Source organism: Deltaproteobacteria bacterium, assembly GCA_030690165.1.
GTDB lineage: Bacteria > Desulfobacterota > GWC2-55-46 > UBA9637 > UBA9637 > JACRNJ01.
On sequence record JAUYHF010000030.1, the window covers coordinates 1 to 3,485 of the forward strand.

A 3,485-nucleotide genomic window follows, 5' to 3' on the forward strand; every position below is an offset into this window, starting at 1 on the left:
TCCTTGACTATCCTTACTGCCTGTGCATAATTCTCTATTGTGGCTCTTTGAGTCATGGGGTATCCTCCTTTTGTTTTGGTATTGGCTTACCATGGAGATACCCCTTTCTTGCTTCTGACACAAGAAATAATACATTACCAATAAGGTTTGAGCTGCAAACAAATAAAAAGGGGAAGGTTTCCCTTCCCCTTTTTAACTTCACTTACAGTCCACTGTTCACAGTCTTTTTATCTGTTGTGGCACTGTTGACAGCCGACATTGCTGGCTATTGAGTTACCAGTCTGCTCGCCTGCTGATACGGCAGATGTATAATTCCATCTCAGAATGTCGTTGTATATCGAGCCGTGGGAAAAGTGACAGCTAAGGCAGAATACCTTATCATTACCATTGTCAGCATAGTATCTTGCTAACCCTCCTGCATTTGCAGCCGGGAGCTTGGTGGCATCATTGGTTGTAAATGGCGCCCGCGATGTATCACCTGTATTATTGTAATGGGCAAAGTCCACAATAGTAACACCCGCGCCTGATAGTTGAGTAGTGGCCACGAGGGTGTTGTTTACAGGGTGTCTCTTCCAGTCATCGCCGCTTACGTTGCCAGCACTAACAGCATATGTTGCCTCATGCCATGCGCCGTGGCACTGTGCGCAGAATGCAGAGAAGCCAACATTATTTGTGGCAGCATCTTGGGTGGTTATCGCTCTTCCGCCTAATGTTATGACAGTGGTATTAACCGCAGTCATGTATGAGTTCTGTGAGCCGGCGTTTCTCCAGACAGGCCATACATTGCGAGCTAAGGTAGGGGCTGTGCCCCCGGTTGCGCTGCCTCCTACACCACCCACATATGATGTGGCAAGGTCGCCAAAAGCAGCCATATTTGACCAGCTGTTTAACATCTGTGCAACAGGCATAGAGGTACCAGCCTTTAGATTTCTGTATTTATTTATATTGTCTGTTGTGACAGCTGTCCCATGCGGGTCATGGCATGTGGTGCATGACAGTGCAGTAATTGCGCTGCCTACGCTGCTACCGGTAGTGCTATTGCCTGGAGGGGTAACTGTTGAAGCGCCGATGCTGTGCTGTCTTCCGAGTGCAGTAGTAGCCGGCGAAACACCACCAAGATCCTCTGCGTCTGGACTATATACACCACCACCATAGCTTCCGTTAAATGCGCCGCCTCCGCCAACATCTGAAAAGTTGGCTCCACTCCACTTGTTTGTTGGATCTAAATGAACCTTAGGAGGGGTTGTAGCCCAAACACCGGTATTGTTTACAACACCGGCCTGGGCGCCGGTTTCAGAGTGGCACTGCAGGCAGAAATTGTGAAGCTCCGCCCTGCTGGTCACAGATGTCCTCAACAGGATGAATGAACCTCCTGCTTGATCGCCCATTGAAGGAGTAGAAGTTCCGCCTTGAGAACTGTGCATAGTATGACAGGCTCCGCATGTCAGGTCGCCTGCCCCTTTGTGCACTGCCATTGACGGCGTTGCAGTCAGCAATGAGAGCCCTATGCCAAATGCAAATGCCAATAGGGTTGTTAAGATGAGTCTTTTCATAATAATTGCCTCCTTTTGGATTTTTCTGAAACCTTAAGATCCCAGAATTTGAAACCGATTGCGTTTTGTTTCCGGTAGATATAAAGATGCCCCATCAAAGGAATACCTATCCCTTCTTTGAGGCACTCATCACCTCTGTTTCAACTGCCGCCATCAGCAATCTTGGATACACATTAACAGATTTTTATTTTCATGTCAAGGGAAATATTAAAAAAAGTTTAATCCGCTCTTTCCACCCTTGACAGCAGATAGTAGATTGTTCCAAGCACGGCAATTGCGGCTATAAGTATAATTGACAGGTAGCTTGCCTCTGCCTCGGCCTTTAATGTGGTTACAAGCAGCTTTCTTATAACAGCAACCAGCGCAACGTTTATAAAGACCTTTACGGCAAACTTGCCGCCCATGAGATGCTTTACCTCTGTGTCCACAAGCTCTATGACAACCCACATCATCAAAAGCGCCCCAAGTGTGCCGAGGAGCCCTTTCTCCATGTCGCTGGAGAATATATGCGCTACATCATACGCAAAGAGACCCACTACCATTATGCCCATAATCACAAGGCCAATGACAAGGGTGAGGTTCAGGCCGTATGCGAATCTTTTGGCAAATTGTATTAGATAGGATTCCACCCTCTCGGACAGGAAATATGTTTTTATCTCCTCCTCTATATAAGAGCTTGTAAGGATATCAAGATTGATATCTAAAATCTTATCCACTGATTCCTTTAAATATCTGCGTTCCCGCACATCTAAAGAAAATTCTTTATCCAGAATCCTCAAACAGTATAATCTTACAAAATGCATTGCGGCATTCACATAATGGGCGGGGAGCTCTATTTTTACATGCGCAAACCCTATCCGTTCAATATCTCTCATGTAATGAGCGTCGTATTCGCCTGAAAAGAGGCGCATAAACCATTCCTTGAGGCTGTCCTGATGTTTTTTTATAACCTCTTCGTTTTTAAGAAATTTTGACGCATCCTCAAAATGTTTTATGTAATTGTAGAACTCTTCTGGGAACTCATCTTTATATTTTTCCATCAGAGGCTTAAGCTGCTTCAGGTTTGCCGCATCCCCTGAAGTGAAATCGTAGTGCGCCTTTATCTTTTCAATAGATTCCATTTGGACTCCTCATTTGGATTTTCTCGAACCTGAAGGTTTGAGTTACAGTAACTCAAGGCTTTAGCCTTGAACCTACTGCCTATCTTCCAAATATTTCAAGAGTGTTAAAGAAATAACCTATCTCAAACTGCGCTGTGTCAGGGCCATCAGAGCCGTGAACGATATTTGATTCAATGGAGTCCGCAAAGTCTTTTCTTATAGAGCCGGGCAGGGCGTCTTTTGGGTTTGTCGCGCCCATTATATCCCTGACCTTTTTTATCGCGTCGTTTCCTTCCAGAACCATCGGCGCTACAGGCCCTGAACACATGAATGCGGTAAGGCTGTCAAAAAACGGCCTCTGCCTGTGAACCGCATAAAAGCCCTCTGCCTGCTTTTTTGTAAGGCGCATCATCTTTAAGGCGACAACCTTAAGACCGGCGGCTTCAAACCTCCTAATAACCTCGCCGATAAGGTTTTTATTCACCCCGTCAGGCTTGACAATTGATAAAGTCCTTTGCATTGTATCCTCCCATGTATTTGGTGGCGGTGCGTGGACTCGAACCACGGACAAGGGGCTTATGAGACCCCTGCTCTGCCACCTGAGCTACACCGCCGCGCTTCTGATTTTGTAATTTTGAAGGATTACAACAATATTGTCAATAAAAAACTATATTCGGGGAGCAGATTTATTCTGTTAGCTAAAATTTAAAAGTGCACTGCCTTAAGTTTTAAAAGTGCACTTTCTTTATATCTTCGGCCCTGACCTGTTGTTCCCCCACAAGTTTGTTTCGACACCAGAACCGGATTTTGGCCATATGATGTTTGAGGTCAA

General features: G+C 45.6%; 3 protein-coding genes and 1 tRNA gene. All 4 read right to left on the reverse strand.

Going from position 1 to position 3,485, the window contains the following annotated elements; genetic code table 11:
• Nucleotides 1-227: 227 nt before the first annotated feature.
• On the reverse strand, nucleotides 228-1,553 hold the full coding sequence (locus Q8P28_05615) for a hypothetical protein (protein ID MDP2682271.1): 1,326 nt from the start codon (nucleotides 1,551-1,553) through the stop codon (nucleotides 228-230).
• A 218-nt stretch (nucleotides 1,554-1,771) separates the two neighbouring features.
• Nucleotides 1,772-2,674, reverse strand: coding sequence for a protoglobin domain-containing protein (locus tag Q8P28_05620; GenBank protein ID MDP2682272.1), 903 nt, complete (start codon nucleotides 2,672-2,674; stop codon nucleotides 1,772-1,774).
• A 79-nt stretch (nucleotides 2,675-2,753) separates the two neighbouring features.
• Nucleotides 2,754-3,173: a nucleoside-diphosphate kinase gene (gene ndk / locus Q8P28_05625; protein MDP2682273.1), complete on the reverse strand. Its 420-nt coding sequence runs from the start codon at nucleotides 3,171-3,173 to the stop codon at nucleotides 2,754-2,756.
• An 18-nt stretch (nucleotides 3,174-3,191) separates the two neighbouring features.
• Nucleotides 3,192-3,267 (reverse strand) — tRNA-Met (locus Q8P28_05630).
• Between the last annotated feature and the right edge of the window lie 218 nt (nucleotides 3,268-3,485).